This window comes from Micromonospora sp. HB375 (assembly GCF_017872985.1).
In the GTDB taxonomy this organism is placed as follows: domain Bacteria; phylum Actinomycetota; class Actinomycetes; order Mycobacteriales; family Micromonosporaceae; genus Micromonospora; species Micromonospora chalcea.
Map to the genome: position 1 here is coordinate 2,395,321 of NZ_JAGGJO010000001.1, position 25,533 is coordinate 2,420,853.

General features: G+C 73.7%; 20 protein-coding genes. 9 read left to right on the forward strand and 11 right to left on the reverse strand.

The features are described 5' to 3' along the window. Positions 1 to 24 precede the first annotated feature (24 nt). Positions 25 to 1,113, reverse strand: coding sequence for a non-hydrolyzing UDP-N-acetylglucosamine 2-epimerase (wecB, locus tag J3R08_RS11170; protein ID WP_043325111.1), 1,089 nt, complete (start codon positions 1,111 to 1,113; stop codon positions 25 to 27). Between the two features lie 176 nt (positions 1,114 to 1,289). Here wecB and J3R08_RS11175 point away from each other — a divergent pair, with 176 nt between their 5' ends. Next, complete coding sequence (locus J3R08_RS11175; protein ID WP_064447477.1) at positions 1,290 to 2,750, forward strand: hypothetical protein; 1,461 nt, start codon at positions 1,290 to 1,292, stop codon at positions 2,748 to 2,750. A gap of 11 nt (positions 2,751 to 2,761) precedes the next feature. Further along, positions 2,762 to 4,639, forward strand: a complete 1,878-nt coding sequence (locus tag J3R08_RS11180) for a hypothetical protein (protein WP_064447478.1) — start codon at positions 2,762 to 2,764, stop codon at positions 4,637 to 4,639. Positions 4,640 to 4,648: 9 nt separating this feature from the next. Here J3R08_RS11180 and J3R08_RS11185 read toward each other — a convergent pair whose 3' ends face one another. Beyond that, a complete protein-coding gene (locus J3R08_RS11185; RefSeq protein ID WP_245254719.1) occupies positions 4,649 to 5,815 on the reverse strand; it encodes a hypothetical protein in 1,167 nt (388 codons plus the stop codon). Positions 5,816 to 6,125: 310 nt separating this feature from the next. Here J3R08_RS11185 and J3R08_RS11190 point away from each other — a divergent pair, with 310 nt between their 5' ends. The 3 genes from J3R08_RS11190 (at position 6,126) to J3R08_RS11200 (ending at position 10,909) form a co-directional block, all read left to right on the forward strand. After that, positions 6,126 to 7,685 (forward strand): glycosyltransferase, encoded by a 1,560-nt coding sequence (locus tag J3R08_RS11190; RefSeq protein ID WP_209961041.1) that lies wholly within the window; start codon positions 6,126 to 6,128, stop codon positions 7,683 to 7,685. Positions 7,686 to 7,688: 3 nt separating this feature from the next. Then, a complete protein-coding gene (locus J3R08_RS11195) occupies positions 7,689 to 8,972 on the forward strand; it encodes a nucleotide sugar dehydrogenase (protein WP_166456404.1) in 1,284 nt (427 codons plus the stop codon). Positions 8,973 to 9,160: 188 nt separating this feature from the next. Next, positions 9,161 to 10,909, forward strand: a complete 1,749-nt coding sequence (locus J3R08_RS11200) for a CDP-glycerol glycerophosphotransferase family protein (protein WP_209961043.1) — start codon at positions 9,161 to 9,163, stop codon at positions 10,907 to 10,909. A 55-nt stretch (positions 10,910 to 10,964) separates the two neighbouring features. Here the strand turns inward: J3R08_RS11200 and J3R08_RS11205 are convergent, their stop codons facing one another. Together J3R08_RS11205 and J3R08_RS11210 are read right to left on the reverse strand one after the other, a co-directional pair. Beyond that, a complete protein-coding gene (locus J3R08_RS11205; RefSeq protein ID WP_030499741.1) occupies positions 10,965 to 11,507 on the reverse strand; it encodes an acyltransferase in 543 nt (180 codons plus the stop codon). Between the two features lie 65 nt (positions 11,508 to 11,572). Beyond that, on the reverse strand, positions 11,573 to 11,911 hold the full coding sequence (locus J3R08_RS11210; protein WP_209961045.1) for a DUF952 domain-containing protein: 339 nt from the start codon (positions 11,909 to 11,911) through the stop codon (positions 11,573 to 11,575). A gap of 83 nt (positions 11,912 to 11,994) precedes the next feature. Here J3R08_RS11210 and J3R08_RS11215 point away from each other — a divergent pair, with 83 nt between their 5' ends. Further along, positions 11,995 to 12,651, forward strand: coding sequence for a response regulator transcription factor (locus J3R08_RS11215; RefSeq protein ID WP_043325105.1), 657 nt, complete (start codon positions 11,995 to 11,997; stop codon positions 12,649 to 12,651). 10 nt (positions 12,652 to 12,661) lie between these two features. Beyond that, positions 12,662 to 14,113 (forward strand): HAMP domain-containing sensor histidine kinase, encoded by a 1,452-nt coding sequence (locus J3R08_RS11220; RefSeq protein WP_064447481.1) that lies wholly within the window; start codon positions 12,662 to 12,664, stop codon positions 14,111 to 14,113. A gap of 12 nt (positions 14,114 to 14,125) precedes the next feature. On the opposite strand, the gene J3R08_RS11225 is transcribed toward J3R08_RS11220, so the two are convergent. The 4 genes from J3R08_RS11225 to J3R08_RS11240 form a co-directional block, all read right to left on the reverse strand. Next, positions 14,126 to 15,067 (reverse strand): TAXI family TRAP transporter solute-binding subunit, encoded by a 942-nt coding sequence (locus J3R08_RS11225; RefSeq protein ID WP_082931063.1) that lies wholly within the window; start codon positions 15,065 to 15,067, stop codon positions 14,126 to 14,128. Positions 15,068 to 15,121: 54 nt separating this feature from the next. Further along, on the reverse strand, positions 15,122 to 15,775 hold the full coding sequence (locus J3R08_RS11230; RefSeq protein ID WP_030499746.1) for a hypothetical protein: 654 nt from the start codon (positions 15,773 to 15,775) through the stop codon (positions 15,122 to 15,124). A gap of 109 nt (positions 15,776 to 15,884) precedes the next feature. Then, positions 15,885 to 16,688, reverse strand: a complete 804-nt coding sequence (gene yaaA / locus J3R08_RS11235) for a peroxide stress protein YaaA (protein ID WP_209964167.1) — start codon at positions 16,686 to 16,688, stop codon at positions 15,885 to 15,887. A gap of 16 nt (positions 16,689 to 16,704) precedes the next feature. Further along, complete coding sequence (locus J3R08_RS11240) at positions 16,705 to 18,309, reverse strand: hypothetical protein (protein WP_209961047.1); 1,605 nt, start codon at positions 18,307 to 18,309, stop codon at positions 16,705 to 16,707. A 119-nt stretch (positions 18,310 to 18,428) separates the two neighbouring features. On the opposite strand from J3R08_RS11240, the gene J3R08_RS11245 reads away from it, so the two are divergent. Further along, on the forward strand, positions 18,429 to 19,469 hold the full coding sequence (locus J3R08_RS11245; protein ID WP_043330371.1) for an App1 family protein: 1,041 nt from the start codon (positions 18,429 to 18,431) through the stop codon (positions 19,467 to 19,469). Positions 19,470 to 19,560: 91 nt separating this feature from the next. Here the strand turns inward: J3R08_RS11245 and J3R08_RS11250 are convergent, their stop codons facing one another. Continuing rightward, complete coding sequence (locus J3R08_RS11250; RefSeq protein ID WP_064447484.1) at positions 19,561 to 20,541, reverse strand: zinc-dependent alcohol dehydrogenase family protein; 981 nt, start codon at positions 20,539 to 20,541, stop codon at positions 19,561 to 19,563. A gap of 81 nt (positions 20,542 to 20,622) precedes the next feature. Between J3R08_RS11250 and J3R08_RS11255 the strand changes: the two genes are divergently transcribed. Continuing rightward, complete coding sequence (locus tag J3R08_RS11255) at positions 20,623 to 20,982, forward strand: helix-turn-helix domain-containing protein (RefSeq protein ID WP_043325101.1); 360 nt, start codon at positions 20,623 to 20,625, stop codon at positions 20,980 to 20,982. A gap of 68 nt (positions 20,983 to 21,050) precedes the next feature. Here J3R08_RS11255 and glgB read toward each other — a convergent pair whose 3' ends face one another. Beyond that, positions 21,051 to 23,159, reverse strand: a complete 2,109-nt coding sequence (glgB, locus tag J3R08_RS11260) for a 1,4-alpha-glucan branching protein GlgB (protein WP_209961049.1) — start codon at positions 23,157 to 23,159, stop codon at positions 21,051 to 21,053. Next, complete coding sequence (locus tag J3R08_RS11265; RefSeq protein ID WP_209961051.1) at positions 23,147 to 25,243, reverse strand: alpha-1,4-glucan--maltose-1-phosphate maltosyltransferase; 2,097 nt, start codon at positions 25,241 to 25,243, stop codon at positions 23,147 to 23,149. The genes glgB and J3R08_RS11265 overlap by 13 nt, the downstream gene beginning before the upstream one ends. Positions 25,244 to 25,533: the final 290 nt, after the last annotated feature.

Consider the following 25,533-nt stretch of genomic DNA (forward strand, 5'->3'; position numbering starts at 1 on the left):
GGCGCCCGGCGGGCCGGTCCGATTTCAGCGGGCGTGCTCGGCGAGCACCCGGACCACGTTCTCGGCCGCGCGGCCGTCACCGTACGGGTTGCCCCGCGCGGCGGCCGGCCGGGGCCGGGTGGCGGTCCGCACCCAGCCGTCGGCACCCAGCGCGGACGGGTCCGGAACCAGCCGGTTCCAGTCGTCCGCGAGGGTCTCCACCCACTCCGTCTCCGGGCGCAGCGTGGTGCAGGGCCGGTCCAGCAGGTACGCCTCCTTCTGCAGGCCGCCCGAGTCGGTCACCACACCGACGGAGCCGAGCACCGCGGCCACCATGCCGCCGTACGGCAGCGGCCGGCCCACGTGCAGCGCGCCGCCACCCAGCTTGATGCCGTGCTCCTCGGCGCGGGCCAGCAGGCGCGGGTGCGCCAGCAGGGCGACCGGCACCGGCAGCTCGGCGAGCGCGCCCACCAGCGCAGCCAGCCGCTCCGGGTCGTCGGTGTTCTCCGCCCGGTGCAGCGTGGCCAGCAGGTACGGGGCGTCCGGGTCGATGCCGGCCGGCAGCTCGGGACGCGGCTGGTCACCGGCCAGCACGGCGTCACGGACCCGCAGGCACACGTCGACCATCACGTCGCCGACCAGCACGGAACGGGCGGCCAGGCCCTCGGCGGACAGGTGGCGCACCGCCTCCTCGGTGGGCGCCAGCAGCAGGTCGGCGCAGTGGTCGGTGAGGACGCGGTTGTGCTCCTCCGGCATCCGGCGGTTGAACGAACGCAGCCCCGCCTCCAGGTGGGCCACCGGCAGGTGCATCTTCACCGCGGACAGCGCGCCGGCCAGCGTGGAGTTGGTGTCGCCGTACACCAGCACCCAGTCGGGTCGTTCGGCCGCGAGCACCGGATCGAGGGCGGCCAGCGTCTTGCCGGTCTGCACGCCGTGGCTGCCGGAACCGATGCCCAGGTGCACGTCCGGGTCGGGGATGCCGAGCCCGGAGAAGAAGACGTCGGAGAGGTCGGCGTCGTAGTGCTGCCCGGTGTGCACGATGACGTGCTCGTGCTCCGTGGCGGCGAACGCCGCGGCGATCGGTGCGAGTTTGACCAGCTGGGGCCGGGCGCCAACGATGCTGACGACCTTCATGTGGGTGATCCCTCCGATTGACTGTCCGTCCGACCGGGGCGGCGTCCGTGGGCGCCCCGCGGAACCGGCTGCGCCGGCCGGTGAGGGGAACCCCCACGCGGGCGATCCAGGCTAACATCGGGGCATTCCGCTTCTGGACGCCGACAAGGCCGGCACGAGCGCGAGGAAATCCCGTCATGGTCGAGTCGTCGGTCGTTCAAGAGCGCCCGCAGGAGCCGGCTGAGCCGCCCGCCGCCCGGCGGCCGCGTCCCCGGCCGCGCCCCGCGCAGCTCGTGCTCGCGGGCCTGGTCGTCGCGTTCGTCGCCGCGCGGCTGAGTATCGCCGCGCGGGCCGAGGCGTTCCGCACCTTCGACACCCGGTCGTACGCCGGGCTGCTCGACGGGCCGAACCCGACCGCGACGCTCTCCTTCACCGGGCACGCGCCGCGACTGTGGGGCACGCCGCTGCTCTACACGCTCGCCGGCAGCGATCCGGCCCGCGCGTGGGCGCAGGCCCTGATCAGCACCGCGGCGTGGGTGGTGCTCGTGCTGGCGCTCTGGACGATGCTGCGCGGCACGACCGCCCGGGTCTGCGCCGGGGTCGCGCTGTTCGTGCTGGCGCTGACCCGCGCGGTCTACGTGTGGGACCACACGCTGACCGCCGAGTCGCTCTCCATCAGCCTCGGCCTGCTCGCGTTCGGCCTGCTGGTGCTCTGGGTACGCCGGCGCTCGTGGCCGCTGCTCGCCGCCACGGTCGTGGTGACCGTGTGGTGGATGTTCGTCCGGCAGGACATGCTGCTGTTCATCGCGCTGGTGCCGGCGGTGCTGGCGGTGCTGGCGTGGCGCAGCCGCCCGCACCGCTGGGCGGCGGTGGTGGCGCTGGTCGCGATCGGCGCCGGGCTGGGCTGGAACGCGGCGCTGCTCGGTCCCACCGACGAGACGTTCGCCAGGTGGAGCGCGTCGGGCCGCTCGCAGACCGACGAGACGTTCCTCTACCGGCTGATGGTCGAGGTGCAGCGCGACCCGGAGATTCGGCAGGTCTACCACCGCGAGCTCGGCATGCCGCGGTGCGTGGCGATCGAGGACCCGAGCCTGGTCCGGCGGTGGAACGTCCGCAAGTTCTCCGAGGCGTACGCGAACTGCCCCGAACTGCAGCGGTGGGCCGAGGAGCACGAGATGGCAATCGGCTTCCGGTACGCGATGGCCGAGCCGGATCACTACCGCGAGATCATGGTCGGCCGGATCCTGCCGATGGCGCTGGGCAGCACCGAGTTGCACACGTACGGCCGCCCGGTGTCGATGCTGCCGGACGCGGTCGAGAGGGTCTGGTACCCGCGCCGCGACCTGGTGCTTCCTCTGCTCGCCGGCGCCGTCGTGGCGACAGTGCTGGCGTGCGTGCTCACCGGCGCGGTCCGCCGGCGGCCGTGGCTCGTCCTGGCCGGCGTGCTCGGTGTGGTGGTGAGCCTGGTCAGTGTGCTCGCCAGCCTCATGCTGTCCGCCGGGGAGTACAGCCGGTTCGGCATCCAGGAGGCGATCTACCTGCGGATCAGCCTGGTGGTGCTGGCCGTGGCGGCGCTCGACGCGGCGCTGACCAGGCCGTGGAGACGCGCCGGGCGGGCGGCCCGGGGGGTGCCGGGCGACGACGCCGCGCAGCCGTAAACTCCTGCCTCATGACCGTTCCGGACACCCGTCCCACCGACCCCGCTGCGGCCACTCCCGGCGACACCTCGCCCGGCGACACGGAGGTCCGCCGGGCGCCGGAGCCGGCGGAGACCGGGACGGACGACGGCGGCCGCACCGAGGCCGGCGACGGGACCGGCGAGCGGCCGGTCCGGCGGTGGAGCCGGTGGGACGGCGTCGTCGCGGCGGTCTACCTGGCCTGGGCGCTCCTGGTGACCGCCCGCGGGTGGCGCAACCCGGACGGACGCCTGCTCGGCAGCCGCCCGGACGACCAGGGATTCAACGAGTGGATGCTGGCGTACGCGGCGCACGCGGTCCGGCACCTGGAGAACCCGTTCTTCACCACCGCGCAGAACGCCCCCGACGGCGTGAACCTGATGACCAACGTCGGCATGCAGCTGCCCGGGATCCTGCTGTCGCCGGTGACGCTGCTGTTCGGCGCCCCGACGGCGTACGTGCTGCTGATGACGCTCAACCTGGTCGGCACCGGCTACGCCTGGTACCACGTGCTGTCCCGGCACGTGGTGCGGTCCCGTGCCGCCGCGTTCGTCGGCGGCCTGTTCTGCGCGTTCGCGCCGGCGTTGGTGTCGCACAGCAACGGGCACCCGCACATGACCGCGCAGTGGCTGGTGCCGCTGATCGGCTGGCGGGTGCTGGCGCTGGCCCGGGGCGGCCGGGTGCTGCGGGACGGGCTGGTGCTCGGCGCGCTGATCGCGGCACAGTTCTTCATCAGCGTGGAGATCCTCTTCCTGCTCGCGCTCGGCTGCCTGCTCGCCGCGCTGGCCCATCTCGCGCTGGCGCCGAAGGTCGCGTTGCGGCGCGCCCCCCGGCTGCTGGGCGGGCTGGGGGTGGCCGGCGCGCTGGTCGCTGTCGTCACCGCGTACCCGCTGTGGATGCAGTTCTTCGGGCCGCAGCACCGGATGGGGCACCCCGGCGGCCCCGACGTCTACGCCCTGAAGCTCGGCTCCTACGTGCGCTACGCGACCGAGTCGATCGCCGGCAGCCCGACCAGCGCCGGCGGGTGGGGCCCGAACACCACCGAGCAGGTCAGCTTCTTCGGCTGGTCGCTGGTGGTGGTGGCGGTCGCCGCCGCGTGGTGGCTGCGCAGGGAGGTCACCGTCCGGGTGCTGACCCTGGTCGCCGTGGTGTGCGCGCTGCTGTCGATGGGCACCACCTGGACGTGGGGCACCGAGCGGACCACGATCCCGGCGCCGTTCGCGTTGCTGCAGCACCTTCCGGTCTTCGACGCCGTGGTGGTGGCCCGCTTCGGGTTCATCACCACCATGGCCGTGGGTGTCCTGCTGGCGCTGGCTCTGGACCGGGTGGCGAGTCTCGCGCGTGACGGGGACCGGCTGCCGGCCCGGATCGCTGTCGTCGCGGTGGCTGCCGCGCTGGTGCCGATCCTGCCCACCCCGCTGCCGGCCCAGGGCCGTCCCGCGGTGCCGGACTTCGTCACCGCCGGCACCTGGCGTGACCACGTGGCCCCCGGCCGCACCCTGGTGCCGGTGCCGGTGGCGAACATGACCTCGGTCTACTGGGGCTCGGCGGCGCTGGCCGAGTTCGCGGTCCCGCAGGGCTACTTCCTCGCCCCTACGTCCAAGGACGACCCGACCGGGCGGTGGGGCGTCGAGCCGCAGCCGACGGCGAAGCTGCTCACGCTGGTCGCGGAGGGCAAGCGCGGCACCGACGTGACGCCGGCTGAGGTCGCCCAGGCCCGCGCCGACGCCCGCTACTGGCGTGCGGACGCGGTGGCGCTGCCCAAGCACCGCCGGCAGGAAGACCTGCGCGTGGTGCTCGACGCCCTGTACGGGCCGGGCCGCCAGGTCGACGACGTGTGGCTCTGGGACGTGCGGCCGTTCAGCAACTGAGCGGCGCGCCTACGGCGACCGGTTCCAGATGATCAGGACGTAGCCGCCGAAGTAGGCGGAGACGATCAGCAGCGGGGTCAGCACGGTGACGGCCCGGGCCCAGCCGGCCCGGGCCAGCGCGACGGCGACCGGCAGCAGGAGCGGGAACGCGGGCAGCAGGAAGCGCGCCTTCGCGTGGTAGTAGCCGGCCGCGCCGAGCGTGGTGAGCAGGATCAGGCCGCTGTAGAGCAGGAGCTGCCAGGGCTGCCGGTCGAGGGCGCTGAGCACGAACAGCGCCAGCGCGATCAGCACCACGAGCGTCACCACGTACATGGTCAGCGCCGTGGGCTGCGCCAGTACGCGCTGCGCCACCCGGACCGTGTCGGCGCCGAAGTCGAAGGTGGTGCCCCAGCCGGCGTCCTGGATGTGGAACCAGCCGTCCGGCCGCCCGGTCTGCCAACCCACCCAGGCCAGGTACCCGACCCAGCCGGCCGGCGCGATCACCAGCGCGGCCCACGGGCGCCAGCCGTCGCGGCGGCGCAGCGCCGCGATCAGCGCCGCGAGACAGACCACGGCGAGCAACGCGGAGCCGGTCGGCCGGGTCAGTCCGGCGCACAGGCTGAGCACGGCGGCGAGCAGCCACGAGCGGCGCAGCAGCGCGTACAGGGACCAGGCGGCGAACGCGGTGAAGATCCCCTCGCTGTAGCTCATGTTCTGCACGATGCTGTGCGGCAGCACGCCCCAGAGCACGGCGAGCAGGATGCCGACGCGGCGGTCGTACAGCCGCTCGCCGACCGCGAACAGACCCCAGGCGGCGGCGAGCGCGGCAACCGCGGCGACCGCCAGCGCGGTGGCGCGCGCGCCGAGCGGGGTCAACGGCTCCAGCGCCCCGACCAGGCGGGGATAGAGCGGGAAGAAGGCCATGTCGCTCTGGACCCGGGCGTAGCCGTCGTAGCCGTCGCGCGCGATCCGCAGGTACCACACGCCGTCGGACCCGGTGAGCAGCGCGGCCGGCCGGGCCCCGGTGGCGCGGGCCCAGAGCCAGAGCGTGACCAGCCCCACCGCTCGCACGGCGACGTAGCCGACGAGCGCGGGCAGGGCGTTGCGGAAGGCGGTCGCCAGCCGGTGCCCGAAGGAGGCCCGGTGCTGGGAAACCGTCTCCGCGGGCGGCTGTTGGCCGCGCGTCGGTGCGGTCATGCGTGGTCCTGTCCGAGTGATCTTCGCCCCCGGCGTCGGCGTCCGGGGCGTCGGCGACCGGCGGGAGCGCTCGCCCGGGAGCCGGGTGCAGGGTAGCAACGGCGACACCGGCTTCCCGGCACGGCCGGGCATCGGCCTCCCGCGCCGCGCTTGTCGTACACTCGCTCGGGTCGCACGTGCGACAGTGGTTGACACGGAGACGGACGGGCATGGGTTCTGACGGGGCGGTCTCTGCGGCGGACCTGGGGGCGGCAGCCGCGGCACGGGGCGCCGTCACGATCGACACCTCGGCCCGGACGGCGGCCGGGCGGTGAGCCGACCGGACGTCACGGTCGTCGTCGCGGTGTACAACACCATGCCGGACCTCACCACCTGCCTCGAGTCGCTCGTCAACCAGACGATCGGGCACGACCGGCTGCAGATCGTCGCGGTCGACGACGGCTCCACCGACGGCAGCGGCGCGGAGCTGGAGCGGTTCGCGGCGGCGTACCCCTCGGTCCTGAGGGTGGTGCACCAGCCCAACTCCGGCGGGCCGGCCGCCCCCAGCAACCGGGCGCTGGACCTGGCCACCGGCCGGTACGTGTTCTTCATCGGGGCCGACGACCACCTGGGCCGCGAGGCGCTGGAGCGGCTGGTGTCGGCGGCCGACCGGTGGGGCTCGGACGTGGTGCTCGGCCGCATGGTCGGCGTGAACAAGCGCTACGTGCACCAGGAGATCTACGACCGGACCCGGTCCGACATCGACCTGTTCGACTCGCCGCTGCCGTTCTCGCTGTCGAACACGAAGCTGTTCCGGCGGGACCTGATCGAGCGTCACCACCTGCGCTTCCCGGAGGACATGGCGGTCGGCAGCGATCAGCCGTTCACGTTGGAGGCGTGCCTGCGGGCGGCCCGCATCTCGGTGCTCGCCGACTACGACTACTACTTCGCGGTCAAGCGCCTCAACTCTACGAACATCACCTACCGCAGCGACCATCTCGCCCGGCTGGAGTGCGTGGAGCGCATCGTCCGGTTCGTGGCCGACATGGTGGAACCGGGGCAGCGGCGCGACGCGGTGCTGCGGCGCCACTTCGCCTGGGAGATCGCGAAGCTGTTCCGCCCCGACTACCTCAAGCTCGACGCCGAGACCCGGGAGCAGGTCCGGTCGCGGGTCGGCAAGCTGGTCCGGGAGTACCTCACCGACGGCATCCGCGACCGGCTCGACGCGGCCACCCGCGTGCTCGTCGGCACGGCCGCGTACGGCCGGCCGGAGGACCTGGTGGCGATCATCCGGCTGACCGCCGCCGACGGCCTGCCCTCGACGGTGGTCCGCGACCAGCGCTGGTTCGCCGCGTTCCCGGGCTTCGGTGAGGCGGGTGGCCTGAGTGACGAATGGTACGAGTTGGAGCCGGCGGCGAGCCGGTGGCTCGCCGCGCTGACCGCGGTTTCGGTACGCTCGGTGACCGGGCCCGACGGTGACCGGCGGGTGCAGATCCTCGCCCGCAGTCCCCGGCCGGATCTCGCCGACCTGGTCGGCGGGGACATGTCCGTGCGGGTGGGTGAGGCGGAGGCCGCCGTGCGGCTGCTGCCGGCCGACCCGATGGGCACGACTGTGGAGGCCACGTTCCGGCTCCCGGATCTGGCCGCCGACCTCGGTCCGGCGGGAACGACCCGGGCGGTCCGGGTCCGGGTGGCGGACAGCGCCGCCGTCCCGGTGCGGGGGTTCCGGCCGCCGCTGATCCACCGGGTGGTGTACCGCGACGGCACCCGACTGCATCTGGTCACGATCAACAACAACCACAAAGGTCACTTGGCGTTCACCGTCTGGCCGGTGACGCTTCGCCGGGTCGCGGCCCGTCTTCGGCGCCGGCTCCCCCGAGGAGGAAAGTAGTTCATGAACATCTGCGTCGTCGCGCTCGGCAAGATCGGTCTGCCGCTGGCCGTGCAGTTCGCGTCCAAGGGGCACCGGGTGATCGGCGCCGACGTCTCCGAGCGGGTCGTCCAGCTGGTGAACGACGGTGCGGTGCCCTTCCCGGGCGAGGCCGACCTGGACGTCAAGCTGAAGGAGACGGTCGCCGCCGGCCTGCTGTCGGCCACCACCGACACCGCCGCCGCGGTCGCCGAGTCGGAGGCGGTCGTCGTGGTCGTGCCGCTGTTCGTGGACGCCGAGGGCGTGCCGGACTTCGGCTGGATGGACGACGCCACCCGGGCCATCGCCCGTGGGCTGAAGCCGGGCACGCTGGTCAGCTACGAGACCACGCTGCCGGTCGGCACCACCCGCGACCGCTGGGCGCCGATGCTCGCCGAGGGTTCCGGCCTCACCGCCGGCACCGACTTCCACCTCGTGTTCAGCCCCGAGCGGGTGCTCACCGGCCGGGTCTTCGCCGACCTGCGCCGCTACCCGAAGCTGGTCGGCGGCATCGACGAGACGTCGGCCGCGCACGGCGTCCGGTTCTACGAGGCGGTGCTCGACTTCGACGAGCGGCCCGACCTGGACCGCCCCAACGGCGTGTGGGACCTCGGCTCGGCCGAGGCGTCCGAGCTGGCCAAGCTCGCCGAGACGACCTACCGGGACGTGAACATCGGCCTGGCGAACCAGTTCGCCCGCTTCGCCGACACCGTGGGCGTGGACGTCACCAAGGTCATCGAGGCGTGCAACACGCAGCCGTACAGCCACATCCACTCGCCGGGCATCGCGGTCGGCGGCCACTGCATCCCGATCTACCCGCGGATGTACCTGTGGAACGACCCGGCCGCCACCGTGGTGCGCTCGGCCCGCGAGGCCAACGCGGCCATGCCGGAGTACGCGGTCGACCTGCTCGCCGCCGCGTACGGCGACCTGACCGGGGTCGGCGTGCTGGTGCTCGGCGCCGCCTACCGCGGTGGCGTCAAGGAGACCGCCTTCTCCGGCGTCTTCCCGACCGTCGAGGCGCTGCGCCGCCGGGGCGCGGTGCCGTACGTGTCGGACCCGATGTACAGCAACGAGGAGCTTGCCGCGCACGGCCTGCCCGGCTACGACGGCGAGCCGCTCGGCGCCGCGGTGATCCAGGCCGACCACGCGGAGTACCGCACGCTCTCCCCGGCCGACCTGCCCGGCGTGACGGTGCTCGTGGACGGCCGGCGGGTCACCGACCCGGAGCGCTGGACCGGCGTGCGCCGGGTGGTCATCGGAGGCTGACCGCACACGCGCGTACCGGGCCCCGGCCGTGATCACGGCCGGGGCCCGTCGCGTGTCGCCACCAGCCGATCGGCGTCCGCCGTTCACCTGCCGGACACCCCGGCAATACTTGTGTCATGTGACCCGTTTAGGGTCGCAGCGGTCCGAATCGAACCTGGCCGACGTCGGGGCAGACAGGGAGCGTGTCGTTGTTGAGCAGAATTCGCAGCCAGCAGGGTCTCGCCGCGGTGGGCGCGACGCTCCTCGGCTACGCGGTCATGGTCCTCTCCGGAGTACTCGGCCTGGTGGTGCCGTTCGCGGTGGCCGCCGTGGTCGCCTTCGCCGGTGAACTGGCTCTGGCCGGGCGGCACACTCCGACCGCCGAACTGCTCGACAAGGCCGGGCTCGGCGAGACCTTCCGGCGGCTGGTGCGGGATCTGTCGGTGGTCCTGCTGGTGGTCGTCTCGGCCCGCCCCGGCGTGGCCGGCACGATCGCGGTGCTGCTGCTGCCCGCCGCGCTCTGGACCGTTGCGGTAGCCACGAACGCGGTGACGAAGGTGATCGACGGGCGGGTCGACCCCCCGGCGTACACCCGCAACATCGACCTCGGCGCGCTGCGGCGCGTCCCGGTGCCGCCGGCCTGGGCGCGGTGGCTGGCTGGGCTGAACATGCCGCTGCTCAACGTGCTGCTGGTGCCGGCGGCGGTGGTGGCCGCCGCGCTCGACCGGGTCGCCCCGGTGGTGGTCACCGGCCTGGTGACGCTCGCCGTCGGCCTGGTCACCGCCGCGGTGCTGGCGCTGACCGCGCTGCGCGGCCGGGGCAGCCAGCCGGGCGTGCTGCCGGCCGTGCACGACTGGATGGCCCGGGAACGGCCCGAGGTCGCGCTCTACTTCGCCGGCCCGGCCAAGGACGTCTACCAGGCCAACATGTGGCTCGCGCCGGTGGAGGCGACCGGTCGCCGCGCGGTGGTTCTGCTGCGCGCCGCTGACGCGTTCGAGCAGCTCGCCGACACCCGGCTGCCGGTCATCTGCGTGCCGGCCGGCGTCGACTTCATGAACCTCGACCTCAGCTCGCTGCGCGTGGCGCTGTACGCCGCGAACGTCGGCGCCAACATCCACCTGCTGCGGGAACCGGGCGTCAAGCACGTCTTCGTCGGCCACGGCGACAGCGACAAGCAGGCGAGCGTGAATCCGTACAGCAAGGTGTACGACGAGGTCTGGGTGGCCGGGCCGGCCGGGCGGGAGCGGTACGCGCGCGCCGACGTCGGCGTGCTGGACCGCGACATCGTGGAGGTCGGCCGGCCGCAGCTCGCCGGGGTGCACACGTTCGGCTCCGGCGCCGCCGACCACCGCTTCACCGTGCTCTACGCGCCCACCTGGGAGGGCTGGCTCGACGACGACCCGTACCACACCTCGCTGGTGCTGATGGGGGAGCGGATCGTCTCCGGCCTGCTCGCCGCCGGTGACGTGCGGGTGATCTACAAGCCGCACCCGCTGACCGGCAGCCGGTCGGCGAAGGCGCGGGCCGTGCACGAGCGCATCGTGGGCCGGATCAAGGCGGCCGGCGGCGACACCGATCCGTCCTCGCTGGACGGGACCGCGCACCTGGTGGTCACCGGCCGCACGCCGGGGCTGTTCGACTGCTTCAACGTCACCGACCTGCTGGTCAGCGACGTGTCCAGCGTGGTCTCCGACTTCGTGCAGAGCGAGCGGCCGTACGTGGTGGCGAACCCGGCCGGTCTGTCCGAGGACGAGTTCCGCCGGCAGTTCCCGACCGCGCGCGCGGCGTACCTGCTCTCGGCGGACTGCGGCGAGCTGGCGAAGATCCTCGACGTGACGCGGTCCGGCGACGACCCGATGACCGGGGCGCGACGGGAGCTGAAGGAGTACCTGCTCGGCCCGGCCGGGTCGAACCCGATGGACCGCTTCCGGGACGAGATCGGCCGGCTCTGCGGCTGAGGCGTAACCGTGACGGGGGCGACGACCGGCCTGGTCGTCGCCCCTCGTCGCCTGGTCAGCCCTGGTGCGGCGGGTTGTCGACGTCGCGGGAGACGACCTCGCCCTTGGCGTCGACCCAGCCCTTCGGCCGGGCCGGGTTGCCGGCCACCAGCTGGTACGGCTTGACGTCGCGGGTCACCACCGAACCGGCGGCGATCATCGCGTACTCGCCCACCTCGATGCCGCAGACGAGCGTGGCGTTCGCGCCGATCGAGGCGCCACGCCGGATCAGCGTCGGCGTGATCGTCCAGTCCGGATTCTGTGCGCGCGGGCGGAAGTCGTTGGTGAACACGGCGCAGGGACCCACGAACACCTCGTCCTCGATGGTCACGCCCTGGTAGACCGAGACGTTGTTCTGGATCTTCACCAGGTCGCCCACCGTGACGCCCGCGTCGACGTAGACGTTGCGGCCGATCACGCAGCCGGCGCCGACCTGCGCGCTCGACCGGATGTGCGCCAGGTGCCAGACCTTGGTGCCGTCGCCGACCTTGGCGCCGTCCTCCACGTCGGCCGTCGGGTGGACGAAGACGGAGGCGGACCGGTCGTTGCTGTCAGTCATCTCAACTCGCATCGTGGCAGGGCGCGTCGCGCCGTCGGGCGGGCTCGACGCAGCATAACGAGCGCTCACCCGAGCAGTTCGGCCACCGCGTCGGCGGCGGGCCGGTCGGCCGGCAGCGGATGCGCGGCGACGACAGCGTCCACCGGCAGCGCGGCGTACAGGTGCGGGAACAGCGCGCCGCCGCGGGACTCCTCCCAGCGCAGCGCGTCGCCGAGCCGGGACTCGTCCACCGCGAGCACGGTCAGGCCGGTGACCCCGGCGAAGAACCTCCGCGCGGTCTCCACCACCTGTTCGGCGGCGGACAGGTGGACGTAGCCGTCCTGCCGGTCCATCGCGGTGCCGGCGAACCGCCCGTCCGCCCGTGCCCGCGCCCACTCGTCGTCGGAGAGAATCTTGTAGATCACGCCAGCAGCCTAGAGCGGCCTCGCGTCCCGGCGGCGCGTCTGCCACCATTCGCAGGGCACACGTCGAGCGGAGGGAGGAACGGGTGCGGATCCTCCTGGTCGAGGACGACCGTCGGGTCGCCGCCGCGCTGTCGTCCGCGCTGACCCGGCGCGGCTACCAGGTGGAACACGCCGCCACAGTCGCCGCGGCGCTCTCCGCCGCCCCCTGCGACCTGGTGCTGCTCGACCTGACGCTGCCCGACGGCGACGGCACCGAGGTGTGCCGCGAGCTGCGCCGCCGCAGCAGCCAGCTCGGCATCATCGCGGTGACCGCCCGTGGCGAGGAACGCGACCGGGTGCTGGGCCTGCGGCTGGGCGCCGACGACTACGTGGTCAAGCCGTTCTCGATGGTGGAGTTGCAGGCGCGGATCGAGGCGGTGCTGCGCCGCGCCGCGCACACCGTCCCGGAGCGTCACCTCATCGAGGCCGGGCCGGTGCGCATCGACGTCGGCGGCCGGACGGTGAGCGTGGACGGCCGGGACGTGTCGCTCACCCGCAAGGAGTTCGACATCCTGCTCTCGCTGGCCCGCCAGCCGGGGGTGGCGGTGCCGCGCGAGCGGATCCTGCTCGACGTGTGGGGCACCACCTGGGCCGACCGGCACACCGTGGAGGTGCACGTCGGGTCGCTGCGCGGCAAGCTCGGCGACGCGACGCTGGTGGAGACCGTGCGCGGGGTCGGTTACCGGCTCCGCGGCGCGTGAGGAGGGGCCCGTGCGGCGCCGACTGGTGATCAGCTACCTGCTGCTGATGGTGCTCGTCCTGATCGCCCTGGAGACGCCGCTGGCGTTCACGCTGGCCTCCCGGGAGACCGACCGGGTACGCGCCGACCGCCTCGCCGACGCCACCCGGTTCGCCTCGCTCGCCGGCCCGGCGCTGCGCGGCGGCAGCCCCGGTCCGCTCGACGGGGAACTGGCCGCCTACGACGCCCTCTACGGCATCGGTGCCGCGGTGGTGGACCGGGAGCGCCGTACCGTGGCCGCCTCGTCGGCCTGGGAGCCGGGCGCGGGCACCGGCGCGGCGCTCGACACCGCGCTGTCCGGGCAGCAGTTCAGCGGCCCCGAGTCGGTCTGGCCGTGGGACGGCGGGCCGGTGGTGACGGCCGTGCCGATCAACGACGGCGGCGAGGTGCTCGGCGCGGTGGTGACCACCAGCCCGGCGGACGGGGTGCGCCGCACCGTCAGCGCGTGGTGGCTGCTGCTGGCCGGCATCGGCCTGCTCGCGGTGCTGGCCTGCGTCTCGACCGCGTTCGGGCTGGCCGGCTGGGTCCTGCGCCCGGTCACCGAGCTGGACGCGGTGACCCACGAGATCGCCGAGGGCCGCCGGACCGCGCGGGTGCGCCCCCGGCTCGGCCCACCCGAGCTGCGCCGGCTCGCGACGAGCTTCAACGACATGGCCGACGCGGTCTCCGACGTGATGGACCGGCAGCGCGCCTTCGTCGCGCACGCCAGCCACCAGCTCCGCAACCCGCTCACCGCGCTGCGGCTGCGGGTCGAGGAACTGGGTCCCAGCCTCAGCGACGCGGACGGGCGGGCCGAGCACCGGCTGGCGCTGGAGGAGACCGACCGGCTGGCCACCGTGCTCGACGCGCTGCTGACCCTGGCCCGCGCCGAGCGGGAGGAGAACCAGCGGGTCACCGTGGACGCCGCCGCCACCGCCGCGTCCCGGGTGTCCGCCTGGCTGCCGCTGGCCCGGCACTGCGACGTCGCGCTGCGCCTGGACGCGGACGGCGAGCCGGTGTACGCCCGCACCGTACCCACCGCCATCGACCAGGCGCTGGACGCCCTGATCGACAACGCGGTGAAGTTCAGCGGGGCCGGGGGAGAGGTGACGGTGACGGTCCGCGCCGCCGAGGGCGGTACGACGCTCACCGTCCGGGACACCGGCCCGGGCATGACGGCCAGCCAGCTCGACCAGGCCACCGAACGGTTCTGGCGGGCGCCGGACGTGCAGAACGTGGACGGCGCGGGACTCGGGCTGACCATCGCGGCGGTGCTCGTGGACGCCTCGGACGGCCGGCTCACCATGCGCCGGGGCGAGCCCCGGGGCCTGGTCGCCGAGTTGTGGTTCCCGGCGCCCGCCGACGATCCGGGTGAGGCCGGCGGGGAGGCCGAGACCGCCGAGCCGGTGGGCCCGCGACACGACGGCGAGCCGGCCACCCGCTGACCGCGCGCGGGCTCAGGGCTTCGCGGCGCGGTACCACTGCGCCGCGCCCGGGTGCAGCGGCAGCGGGGTGGTGACGATCGCCGACCGCTGGCTCATCCGTCCCGCCGCCGGGTGCGCGGCGGCCAGTTCCGCCCGGCGCTCCATCAGCAGCCGGGTCACGTCGCGCACCAGCGCGGCGGGCAGGTCGGCGCGGACGATCAGGTAGTTCGGGTTCGCCACCGTGCTGACCGGCTCCGCCTGGTACATGGAGCGGGGGATGTCCCGGGTCACGTAGACCTGCCCGTACCCGCGGCGCAGCGCCTCGGTCCACTCGCCCAGGTCCACGATCCGCAGCGAGGTCCGCTCCGCCAGGTCGGCGACGCCGCGTACGGGCAGTCCGCCGGAGAAGAAGAACGCGTCGATCCGGTCCTCCCGCAGCGCGGCCATCGAGTCGTCCAGCCCGAGGTGCTCCTGGCGGATCCGGTCGCCGTCGAGCTGGGCCACCTCCAGCAGGCGGGTGGCGGTGATCTCGGTGCCGGACCCGTCGGCGCCCACCGAGACCCGCCGGCCGCGCAGGTCGGCGAGCGTGCGGATCGGGCCGCCGGCGCGGGTGACCAGGTGCAGCAGGTCGTCGTAGACGCGGGCCACGGCGAGCACGGACGGATGCTCGGGTTCACGTGCCGGGAGCACGTCGGCCTGGGTGAAGCCCAGTTCCGCCGCGCCGGACCCGACCAGCCGGACGTTCTGCGCCGAGGCGGCGGTGACCACCACCTCGGCCCGTACCCCGGGTAGCTCCCGGTTGAGCACGGCGGCGAGCGACTGGCCGAAGGCGTGGTAGACGGCGGTCGGGCTGCCGGTGGCGATGCGGATCCGGGTCGGCTCGGCCGGCTCGTCCCGGCATCCGGCCAGGCCGGAGACGAGCAGCAGCACCAGCACGAGCGGGGCGGCGGCGCGCACAGGCCAGTGTCGGCTCACGGGCTGCACTCTGCGCCGTACACCCGCCGCCGCGCAAGCCCGCCGCCGGGCCGGTCAGCCGGCGGCGGCCAGCTCCGCGCTCTCGGTGATCCGGGTCCGGTGCTCCCCGTTGGGCACGATCACCAGGAAGCAGCCCGCGCCCGGCCGCAACGCCGCCGGCACCTCCAGCAGCGCCGCGCTGCGGACCAGCACCGCGGCCAGGTCACGGTCGGCCAGCCGGATGCCGAGGCAGTGCCGGCGTACGTGCCGGCCGCCGGCGAGCAGCGCCGCCCGCCAGGCCGCCGCCGCCAGCCGGGGCCGCCAGAGCCGCCGCGCCGCCGAGGCGCCCGGGAACGGCCCGCCGAGCAGCTCCCGGCGGCCCTGCCGCCAGCCGGTGGTGAGCAGATTCGCGTACGCCGCCCGGTGCTGCGGCGGCACCGCCAGCCGGTGCAGCTCGTAGCGGCGGCGCAGGCCACCGGTGGTCAGTTCGTGCTGCACCGGCACGTCGAGTCGACCCAGCAGCTGCCGCATCCGGTGCGCCGCGTCCTCGCGGTTGAACTCGGCGATCCCGCCCCGGTGCGGTCCGGGGTCCAGGCGGCGTACGTCGGCGGCCGGCGGCGGCGTGCAGCGCACCATGCAGGCGATCTCGAAGGCGTCGGTCAGGGTCAGCCAGTCCAGCGGCGGGGACGGGCGGGGGCGGTCGAGCAGCGAGGTGGGCTCGGCGAGCATCGGCGCAGCTCCTCGGTCAGAGTCGGGGTACCTCTACCGTTGCCGCCAACGGCCGGGTCGGGAACCGATGCGGCCGAGCCTTGAGCAAAATTTGCGGGAAGCCCGCCGGTCAGAGTTCGGTGACCACCAGGTCGACCTGCCGGGGCCGCCCGGCCGCCCGGGGCGCCTCCTCGACCGTGTACTTCAGCTCCCGCAGCGCCCCCACCAGCGCGTCGGCGGTACGCGGCCGGGCGTCGGCGAGCAGCAGATCCCGCACCAGCCGCCCCTTCGTCGCCTTGTTGAAGTGGCTCACCACCGACCGGGTCGGCGTGCCGTCCACGGTCCGCTCGTGCAGCACCCGCACCGTCACCGTCCGCTCGGCGAGCGCGCCGCGCGGCGTCCAGGTGGCCGCGTACGCGCCGGAGCGCAGGTCCAGCACCGGGCCGCGTCCGGCGGCGGGCTCCAGCACCGGCCCGAGCGCGCCACGCCAGTACGCCGACAGCGCCCCGAGCCCGGGCAGCCGCGCCCCGATCGGGCAGCGGTACGGCGGGATCCGGTCGGCGAGGCGTACCGCGCCCCACAGCCCGGAGCTGATCAGCACCTGGCGGCGGGCCGCCCGCTGCGCGTCGGGGGGCAGTGTGTCCAGGCCCAGCGCCTCGTAGAGCACGCCGGTGTAGAGCCGCCCGGCCGGGGCGGTCGCCGCCTCCCGCAGCCGGGCGTTGCGGCGCAGCTCGCCGCGCTGCCCCTCGGTGAGGCCCAGCGCGGCCAGGGCCGCCGCCTCGTCCGGCCCGGCGCACAGGTCGACGAGCGCGGTCAGCACCGCCTCCCGGGCCGGGCTCAGCTCGGTCAGGGACAGCCGGGACAGGTCCAGCCGGCGGCCGGTGCCGGCCTCGGCCTTCCCCTCCGACGGGGGCAGCAGGATGAGCACCGGCACAGCGTACGGGCCGGGCTCAGCGCCACGGCCGCACGGCACGGTCGGGGTGGTACACGCGACTGCCGCCCACCTCGGCCACCACCGCCGCGTCGGCGCGGTCACCAAGCAGCCGCCGCAGCGTGCGCTCGGCGGGGGAGCCGACGTCCAGCACGTACCCGGGCCGTTGCGCGCGCGCCACCCGCTGCCAGTACGCCGGATAGCGGTTCTGCCCGGGCGTGAGCGCCCCGTCGAGCACGCCGCACGCGACCGTCTCCCCGGTGTTGAAGATCAGCCGGTTGCAGGTCCAGTAGTCCCCGTACACCTCGTGCAGACCGGCGTCCCGCACCGTGTCGGCCAGGCGGCGGGCCGTGCGCTCCTCGTCCCGTACGCCCGGCACGCCGGGCAGGAACGCCACGGTCCCGGCGACCGTGGCGGCGGTCAGCCCGGCCAGCACCACCGCCGCCGTGGCGCCGCCGAACCGGGCGGCCGGACCGGCGGTTCTGCGCAGCGCGTGCGCGGCGGCCAGCCAGAGCGGCCACAGCACGGCCGGCAGCGAGATCTGCAGCACCGACAGGTACCTGGAGTTGCTCAGCGGGTCGGTCGCGGCGAGCGGGCTGCGCACGTACGCCAGCAGGGTCAACGCCGCGCCCACTACCAGCGCGAGGATCGCCGCGGCCCGGACCCGCGCGGCGTGGTCGGCGGCCCGGCGGTACGCGACCAGCCCGAGCGCCGCGGCGGCCACCAGCAGCACCGGGTAGAGCACGCCGAACCACTGCGCCCAGCGCGCGCAGCCGTCCATCGGGCACATGCCCGACGCCAGCGGCACCCCCTCCAGCAGTCCGCCGCGCAGCCGTTCGGCGAGCGACGGCGCGACGCCCTCCTTGGTGCTGATCTCCCGGAACACCGACAGCGAGTCCTGTCCGGCCGGCGCGACGATGTTGTCCTTCACCATCGGCGCGATCCCGGCGGCGAAGCCCGCCACCAGCAGCACGCCCGGCCAGCCGATCAGCTCCCGGGGCATGGCCAGGACCAGCACCACGCCCGCCACCAGCAGGTACGGCGCGATCAGCCAGTCCGACCAGAGCGCCAGCCCGGCGAGCAGCCCGAACGCGCCGGTGGCCAGCCAGCGGTGCCGGACCCGCTCCTCGCCGAGCGCGACCGCGAGCAGCAGCATCGCCAGCACCGCCGGCTTCACCTCGGGACGGCCGCCGACCACTGTGAGCTGGTCGCGGACCACCCGCTCCGAGCCGAGCGCCAGCAGGCCCACCACGACGACCGCCAGCCAGGGGGAGAACAGGCGGCGGGTCAGCCGGTACGCCAGCCACAGGAACACCGCGAACAGCGCGAGCAGCGGCAGCCGCAGCACCGGCCAGCTCGGCCCGGCCCAGCCGACCAGCGGCGCGGCCAGGTAGGACTCCAGCACGCCCATGTAGCGCTGGCCGTAGAGGAAGACCGGCCGCTCACCGCGCTCGGCGATGTGCAGCGCGGCCAGCCCGAACGTGGCCTCGTCGCTGTTCGACGCGGGCACCGTGAGCAGCGTCAGCACCAGGCGGTAGCCGACTCCGGCCACACCGAGCAGCAACGCCACCAGCGCCGGCGCGTCCGGACGCGGCCGCACCCGGTCCCGCTTCGTCGTCGACACGACCAACGCCCCCGTCGTCGCCCCGACCGCAGTCTGTCACGGCGGAACGCGGCTCCGAGGGCCGATCGGTGTGGATCACTCGCGTGGCCGGGCCCGGCCGGGTGTGGCAGTGTTGCAGCGTGCCACCCACACCACCGGACCAGCTTGCCGTACCGCGACTGCACCGCGCCGCGCGCTTCGAGGACGCCGTGCACGGCCTGGTCGAGCGCCGGTTGCGGCGCACCGGGTGGCAGCCCAACATCATCGCGTACGCGGGCTACGGCGCCCCGGGCTGGGCGCGGGTGCTCTGCCGGGTGCTGCTGGGCCGCCCGGACACCCGGCGGCGGGGCCGCCTGGACAAGGTGCGGGGCTGGCGCAGCTTCGCCACGCTGCCCGCCAAGCACATCCGGGTGACCATCGAGGCCGACGGCGTGCGCCAGGAGGTGACCGCCGACCGCAGCGGGTTCGTCGACACCGTGATCGAGGCCGACTTCACCCCCGGCTGGGGCTGCGTACGCCTCAGCGTCGCCGACGCCGAACCGGTGGAGGCGCTGGTCCGCGTGCTCGACCCGGCCGTCCGGTTCGGCATCCTCTCCGACATCGACGACACCGTCATGGTGACCGCGCTGCCCCGGCCGCTGCTGGCCGCGTGGAACACGTTCGTGCTGGACGAGCACGCCCGCACGGCGGTGCCGGGCATGGCGGTGCTGTACGAGCGGCTGGCCACCGCCCACCCGGGCGCGCCGGTGTTCTACCTGTCCACCGGCGCCTGGAACGTCGCGCCGACGCTCACCCGGTTCCTGTCCCGCCACCTCTACCCGGCCGGGCCGCTGCTGCTCACCGACTGGGGGCCGACCGCCGACCGGTGGTTCCGCAGCGGCCGGGAGCACAAGCGGGCCACGCTGGCCCGGCTGTCCCGGGAGTTCCCCGAGGTGCGGTGGCTGCTGATCGGCGACGACGGGCAGCACGACCCGGAGATCTACCGGGAGTTCGCCGCCGCGCACCCGGACCACGTAGCAGGGGTGGCGATCCGGCAGCTGTCGCCGACCCAGTCGGTGCTGGCCGGCAGCCTGCCCGCCCCCGCCGGACGGCCGTCGTCCGGCCCGGTCGGCCAGAAGTGGCTGAGCGCCCCCGACGGCGCCGGCCTCTGGAAGCTCCTCCGAGAAGCCGACCTGGTCTGACCGCCGGCCCCTCCTCTTCGCGTCGATCATGAGGTTGACCGCCTTGTAGAGATCAACAACTGCCGTCAACCTCATGATCGGCGGCCGACTGTCACGGCGTCACCACGATCTTGCCCGTCGCCGTTCCCTTCTCCAGGTACCGGTGCGCCTCGACGATGTCGTTCAACGTGAACACCCGGTCCACCATCGGTTGCAGCACGCCGGTGCGGACACCAGCGGCCAGGAACGCGGCGACGCGCCGGGCGGTCACCGGGTCGACCATGTCCGCAAAACTCATGTAGCGATAGATGGTCAGTGACGGATTCGCCGGGAACGACGCCGGGCGCGGGTCCAGCCAGCCCACCGTGGCCAGGGTGCCGCCGAGCTTCGCAGCCAGCGACAGCTCGGCCAGGCCCGGGCCCATGACAGCGTCCAGGATGATGTCGGCGCCCACCCCACCGGTGTGCCGCCGGGTGGCCTCCCCGATGTCCTCCCGGTCGGTGGCGATCACCGCGGCGGCTCCGGCGGCCAACAGGCTCTCCACTTTGGCGCTCTGCCGGGTGACCGCGATCGGCACGGCGCCGATCTGGTTGGCGATCTGGATCGCGGCCCGCCCGACACCGCCCGACGCCGCGGTGATCAGGACCTGGTCCCCGGGCCGCATCCCGGCTCTGTCCACCAGCGCGCCGTAGGCGGTGAAGTACGACACCCAGAGCGCCGCCGCAGCGACGGGCTCCAGCCCGGCGGGCCGTGGCACGACCCGGTCGGCCGGCAGCACTGTGTACTCGGCGTACGCACCCCTGGTCTCGAAGTCGGGTATCGCACCGAGGATGACCGGGTCGCCGACGGCCAGCCCGGTCACCCCGGACCCGAGCGCGTCGATCACACCGGTCCCCTCGACGCCCAGCCGCGCGTGCGGCAACGGCACGGGCCGCGGGGACTGCCCGGCCCGGACCATCTGGTCGAGCGGGTTGACCGCGAAGGCCTCGATCCGTACGCGTACCTCGCCGGCCGCGGGCTCGACGACCGGCTCGTCGACGACGCGCAGAACGTCCGGACCGCCGGTCTCGTCGAACACGACTACTCGTGGCATGAATGGCTCCTTGCGTTCCTGAAGGGCTTCGCCGCAAGACGCTACGGAGCCGATAGGAACCCGCTGGTACCTTTCGACTTTGTGCACGACACCCCGGGCCCGGTCTTCCTCGCCGATTGCCCCACCCGCCTGGCCGTCGAGATCATCACCGAGAAGTGGGCGGTGATCGTGCTGTTCGCACTCAGCCTGCAACCCCGGCGCCCCGGCGAGCTGGCCCACCTCATCGGCGGCATCTCCCACAAGGTCCTCACCCAGACCCTGCGCCGCCTGCAGGCATACGGCCTGGTCGAACGCCACGCCTACGCCGAGGCACCCCCACGCGTCGAGTACAGCCTCACTCCACTCGGGCAGACCCTGGTCGAGCCGATCAAGGTTCTGACCGACTGGGCTCGAGACAATGGCGAAGCGATCATCGACTTCCAGGAACAGAACGAGCGCTGAACCAACCCGCCCAACCGAAGACGCTGTCTCAGTGCCGGCCGCCGTGGCTGTTCTGGCGGTACTCGCACTCAGGCAGTTGCGGGTAGGAGCCAGAGCACGCCCAGCGGCGGGACCCGCAGAGAGACCGACGCGGGCAGGCCGTGCCACGGCACGTTCTCCGCGTGCACCTCGCCCAGGTTGCCCACGCCGGAACCGCCGTAGTGGTGGGCGTCGGTGTTCAGCGCCTCGGCCCACGTACCGGCCGCCGGCAGGCCGATCCGGTAGTCGTCCAGCGGCAGCGCGGAGAAGTTCGCCACGCACACCAGCGTCTGCCCGTCCGGGGCGATCCGGATGAACGACACCGCGTTGTTGGCGACGTCGTCCCCGGCGATCCAGCGGAAGCCGGCCGGGTCGGTGTCCTGCGCCCAGAGCGCCGGGCTGGCCCGGTAGACGCGGTTCAGGTCGGCGACCAGCCGCTGCACACCGGCGCGGGCCGGGTCGTGGGTGAGGTACCAGTCGAGGCCGCGCTCCTCGCTCCACTCCCTGTCGTCGGCCAGCTCGCAGCCCATGAAGAGCAACTGCTTGCCCGGATGCGCCCACATGTACGCCAGCAGCGCCCGCACCGTCGCCAGCCGCTGCCACGTGTCGCCGGGCATCTTGCCGGCCAGGGAGCCCTTGCCGTGCACCACCTCGTCGTGGCTGATCGGCAGCACGTAGTTCTCACTCCACGCGTACGCCAGCGAGAACGTGAGCTGATGGTGGTGGTGCTGCCGGTAGATCGGGTCCTTCGAGGTGTAGAGCAGGGTGTCGTGCATCCAGCCCATGTTCCACTTGAACCCGAACCCGAGCCCGCCCTCGGAGGTGGGCTTCGTGACGCCGGGCCAGGCGGTCGACTCCTCGGCGATCATCAGCACGCCCGGGTGGTGCCGGTAGACGGTGGCGTTGACCTCCTGGAGGAACGCGATCGCCTCCAGGTTCTCCCGGCCGCCGTGCACGTTCGGCGCCCACTGCCCGTCGGAACGGGAGTAGTCCAGGTAGAGCATCGAGGCCACCGCGTCCACGCGCAGCCCGTCGATGTGGAACTCGTCGAGCCAGTACAGCGCGTTGGCGACCAGGAAGTTGCGGACCTCGTTGCGGCCGAAGTCGAAGACGTACGTGCCCCAGTCGGGGTGCTCGCCGCGACGCGGGTCGGGGTGCTCGTACAGCGGGGTGCCGTCGAAGCGCGCGAGCGCCCACTCGTCCTTGGGGAAGTGCGCCGGCACCCAGTCCAGGAGCACGCCGATGCCGGCGGCGTGCAGCCGGTCCACCAGGTGGCGGAAGTCGTCCGGGTCGCCGAACCGGGCGGTCGGCGCGTAGTAGCCGGTGACCTGGTAACCCCACGAGCCGCCGAACGGGTGCTCCATCACCGGCAGGAACTCCACGTGGGTGAAGCCCATCTCCAGCACGTACGCGGTGAGCTGCTCGGCCAGCTCCCGGTAGCCCAGGCCGGGCCGCCACGAGCCCAGGTGCACCTCGTACACGCTCATCGGCTCCTGGTGCGGCGCCTGCCGCGACCGGCGCGCGAGCCAGTCCGCGTCGCCCCACTCGTACCGTGACTCGTGCACCACCGACGCGGTGGCCGGCGGCACCTCGGTGCGCGCGGCCATCGGGTCGGCCTTGTCCCGCCACCTGCCGTCGGCGCCCAGGATGCGGTACTTGTAGCGGGTGCCCACCGGCAGGCCGGGCACGAAGATCTCCCACACGCCGCTGGACCCGAGCGACCGCATCGGCCAGCCGTCGTCCGGCGCCCAGCCGGTGACGTCGCCGATCAGCCGCACCGCGCGGGCGTTCGGCGCCCAGACGGTGAACGCGACGCCCTCGTCGAAGACCCGGGCGCCGAGCGCCGCCCAGAGCCGCTCGTGCCGGCCCTCGCCGATCAGGTGCAGGTCGAGGTCGCCGAGCGTGGGCGGATAACGGTACGGGTCGTCGTGCGTCGTGCCGTCCACCTCGACCCGGTAGTCGAGCACCTCGCCGGGGAGCACCGCCTCGAAGACACCGGCGTCGTGCACCCGCTTCATCGGGTGCGCCTCGCCGGCGACGAGCAGCGTCACCTCGCCGGCGCCCCGGCGCAGCGTCCGGATCGTGGTGCTCCCGCCGGCCGGGTGCGCGCCGAGCACGGCGTGCGGGTCGTGTACCTCGCCGGTGATCAGCTGGTCCATCGGGCGTCGTCCTTGTCGGCCGGTGCGGTCGGGGCGGTGCCGCCGGAGAGGTCGGCGGGTACGTCTTCGACTGTCAGGTCTGGTGCGGCCGGCTGCTCCGGTTCGGCGGGGGCCGGTGCGGCCGGGCGGCGCACGGTGAGCACGTGCGCGGGTTGCAGGTACGGGTCGAGGCGTACCGCGTTGCGCTGCCCCCAGTCGTACTCGGCGCCGGTCAGCTCGTCGCGCACGGTGAACCGCTCGTGCCAGTCCAGCCCGAGCGCCGGCATGTCGAGCGTGGCGTTGCCCCACTGCACCTCGCGGGAGTCGAACGAGCAGACCACGATCACCGTGTTGCCGGTCTGGAGGTCGTGCTTCGACCAGCACAGCAGCGCCGGGTTGTCGATGTCGTGGAATCGCAGGTTGCGCAGCTGGTGCAGGGCGGGGTTGTCCCGGCGTACCCGGTTCAGCGTGGTGATGAACGGCGCCAGCGACCGGCCCTGCGCCAGCGCGGCGTCCCAGTCCCGGGGCCGCAGCTCGTACTTCTCGTTGTCCAGGTACTCCTCGGCGCCCGGCCGGGCCACGTGCTCGAACAGCTCGAACCCCGCGTACATGCCCCAGGAGGGGGACAGCAGCGCGGCCAGCACCGCCCGGATCTTGAACATCGGCGGGCCGCCGTGCTGCAACGACGAGTGCAGGATGTCCGGCGTGTTCGGCCAGAAGTTCGGCCGCATCCAGTCGACCGAGGCGACCAGCTCCTCGCAGTACTCCCGCATCTCGGCCGCCGTCGTGCGCCAGGTGAAATAGGTGTACGACTGGGTGAAGCCGATCTTGCCGAGCCCGTGCATGATCGCCGGCCGGGTGAACGCCTCGGCCAGGAACAGCACGTCCGGGTCGACCTTCTTGACCTCGGCGATCAGCCAGTGCCAGAAGTCGAACGGCTTGGTGTGCGGGTTGTCCACCCGGAAGATCCGGATGCCCTCGCCGACCCAGTGCAGCACCACCCGCAGCACCTCGGCCCGGATGCCCTCGGGGTCGTTGTCGAAGTTCAGCGGATAGATGTCCTGGTACTTCTTCGGCGGGTTCTCCGCGTACGCGATGCTGCCGTCGGCGCGGGTGGTGAACCACTCCGGGTGCTCGGTGACCCACGGGTGGTCCGGCGCGCACTGCAACGCCAGGTCCATCGCCACCTCCAGCCCCTGCTCGGCGGCGGCCGCGACGAAGTCGCGGAAGTCTTCAGGCGTACCCAGGTCGGGGTGGATGGCGTCGTGGCCGCCCTCGGCCGCGCCGATCGCCCACGGCGAGCCCACGTCGTCCGGCCCGGCGGTGAGCGCGTTGTTGCGGCCCTTGCGGTTGACCCGGCCGATCGGGTGGATCGGCGGCAGGTAGAGCACGTCGAAACCCATCGCCGCGACGCCCGGCAGCCGCTCCATGGCGGTGGCGAACGTGCCGGAACGGGCGGGCGCGTCGACGGTGGCCGGGACCGCGCCCTCGGAGCGGGGGAAGAACTCGTACCAGGCGGAGAAGAGCGCCCGGGGCCGGTCCACCCAGAGCGTGCGCTCCTCGCCGGTGGTGACCAGCTCGCGCACCGGGTGCTCCCAGAGCAGGTCGGCCAGGTCCAGCGCCGCGCTCACCCGCCGCGGCAGGTCCCGCTCGTCGTCGGCCAGGGCCCGCGCGGCTTCGCGTACGCGATCCCGGTCGGCCTTCGGCACCAGCTCCAGCGCGGCGGTCAGCACCCGTACGCCCTCGGCCAGGTCGTTCGCCAGCTCGGCCGGGCCCTGGCCGGCGGCGAGCTTCTTGGTGACCGCGTTCTGCCAGGTTAAGTACGGATCCTGGAACGCCTCCACGGCGAAGCGCCACAGGCCCACCGCGTCCGGGCGGATGGTGGCGTGCCAGCGGTCCTGGCCGGGCTCGCCCGGGCGCATCCGGGTGAACGGGCGGGCCGCGCCGTCCGGGCCGAGCCAGACCACGTTGCACCCGAGCGCGTCGTGGCCCTCGCGGTAGGCCCGCGCCGACACCGGCACGACCTCGCCGACCACCGCCTTGGCCGGGTAGCGACCGCAGGAGACGACGGGGGAGACGTCTTCGATCGGGAACCGTCCAGTCACCCGCTCAACCTACTGCGCGAGATCCTCTCGCGCTCGGCGACTTCACCTGAGCCCTCAACCCGCTCACGAGGGCGTCGAGTTCGTGCCGGTGAGGCACCCGTGCCGTTCCACCGAACGAGCGTGGGCTGCGGTGAGTGGAACGCTATGGGTGTCAAAAGGGCGCTGAGGCACCCATGGCGTTCCACCGAACGGGTGGCGGACTTCCGGCGGCCGGCCCCGTGCCACGAACGGCCTCTTTCCGCGCCTCGGGCACAGGGTCGGCGGGCTGCGGGCGCTCTGGCCCGCCGACG

What these genes read in the sequence shown, in the direction of transcription:
- wecB (WP_043325111.1), bottom strand. Translation starts at nt 1,113, where the DNA reads ATGAAGGTCGTCAGCATCGTTGGCGCCCGGCCCCAGCTGGTCAAACTC.
- J3R08_RS11175 (WP_064447477.1), top strand. Translation starts at nt 1,290, where the DNA reads ATGGTCGAGTCGTCGGTCGTTCAAGAGCGCCCGCAGGAGCCGGCTGAG.
- J3R08_RS11180 (WP_064447478.1), top strand. Translation starts at nt 2,762, where the DNA reads ATGACCGTTCCGGACACCCGTCCCACCGACCCCGCTGCGGCCACTCCC.
- J3R08_RS11185 (WP_245254719.1), bottom strand. Translation starts at nt 5,815, where the DNA reads ATGACCGCACCGACGCGCGGCCAACAGCCGCCCGCGGAGACGGTTTCC.
- J3R08_RS11195 (WP_166456404.1), top strand. Translation starts at nt 7,689, where the DNA reads ATGAACATCTGCGTCGTCGCGCTCGGCAAGATCGGTCTGCCGCTGGCC.
- J3R08_RS11205 (WP_030499741.1), bottom strand. Translation starts at nt 11,507, where the DNA reads ATGACTGACAGCAACGACCGGTCCGCCTCCGTCTTCGTCCACCCGACG.
- J3R08_RS11230 (WP_030499746.1), bottom strand. Translation starts at nt 15,775, where the DNA reads ATGCTCGCCGAGCCCACCTCGCTGCTCGACCGCCCCCGCCCGTCCCCG.
- J3R08_RS11250 (WP_064447484.1), bottom strand. Translation starts at nt 20,541, where the DNA reads ATGCCACGAGTAGTCGTGTTCGACGAGACCGGCGGTCCGGACGTTCTG.
- glgB (WP_209961049.1), bottom strand. Translation starts at nt 23,159, where the DNA reads ATGGACCAGCTGATCACCGGCGAGGTACACGACCCGCACGCCGTGCTC.